Raw genomic sequence first — 1,166 nt, forward strand, 5'->3', positions numbered from 1 at the left:
CCGGCAGTATCAGCTGCGCTGGCCGAAGCAGCCTGAGCGACCCACCTCTTTCATCGACATCCACAAGAGCACCGCCACAGGTGCCTGTTCAACGGAGACTTTCATGATGACCCCATCCCCGGGTGCCGGCACGCTGGCCGCCCCTTCCGCAATCAAGCTGAGCGTGGCGGCCGAAGACGCGATCTATCGCAAGGTCTGGCTGCGCATCATTCCCTTTCTTTTCATCTGCTACGTGGTGTCCTTCCTGGACCGCATCAACATCGGCTTCGCCCAGTTGCAGATGAAGCAGGACCTTGGCTTCAGCGACGCCATGTATGGCCTCGGCGCGGCGGTGTTCTATGTCGGCTACGTGCTGTGCGAGGTGCCCAGCAACATGCTGCTGGCCCGCTTCGGCGCACGCCGCACCTTTTCACGCATCATGGTGCTGTGGGGCCTGGCGTCGGTGGGCATGATGGCCGTCAGCGACGCGACGCATTTCTATGTCTTGCGCTTCCTGCTGGGTGTGTTCGAGGCGGGCTTCTTCCCCGGCATCGTGCTGTATCTCAGCTACTGGTTCCCGGCACGCCGCCGCGCGGCGGTGATGGCGATCTTCTTTGCCGGGGTGGCGGTAGCGGGCGTGTTGGGCGGACTGGTCTCGGGCTGGATCATGCGTGACATGGCGGGCGTGATGGGCCTCTATGGCTGGCAGTGGATGTTTGCCATCGAGGGCGCACCGGCGGTGGTGCTGGGGGTGCTGGTGATCTTCCTGCTGGCCGACGGACCGGCGCAGGCCACCTGGCTCACGCCGGAAGAACGCAGCTTCCTGCAGAACCGCCAGAGCCAGGAAGCGCTGCGCACGCATCACGTGAGCGCCCACTCGCTGACGGCGCTCAAGCAGGCGCTGTCGCATCGGCCGACCTACCTGTTCGCCTTCATCTACTTTGCGCTGACCTGCGGCTCGCTCACGCTGAACTTCTGGATGCCGCTGATGATCCGCGACTTCGGCATCAAGGATGTGGTGCAAGTCTCGCTCTACACCGTCATTCCCAACGCCATCGGTGCTATCGGCCTGATCCTGATCGCGCGCCGCTCGGATCGCCGCAATGAACGCCACGGCCACTTCCTGGTATGTACCACCGGCGGTGCGCTGGCCCTGGCGGCGCTGACTCTGCATCCGTCGAGCTTTG

Annotated in this window: 1 protein-coding gene; it reads left to right on the forward strand. The window is 64.0% G+C overall.

Annotated elements, in window-relative coordinates:
• Positions 1 to 103: 103 nt before the first annotated feature.
• A partial coding sequence (locus I5W_RS11865; RefSeq protein WP_148289094.1) for an MFS transporter occupies positions 104 to 1,166 on the forward strand: 1,063 nt, incomplete at its 3' end.

Source organism: Herbaspirillum sp. B65 (assembly GCF_000333555.1).
Taxonomy (GTDB): Bacteria; Pseudomonadota; Gammaproteobacteria; order Burkholderiales; family Burkholderiaceae_D; genus Herbaspirillum; species Herbaspirillum rubrisubalbicans.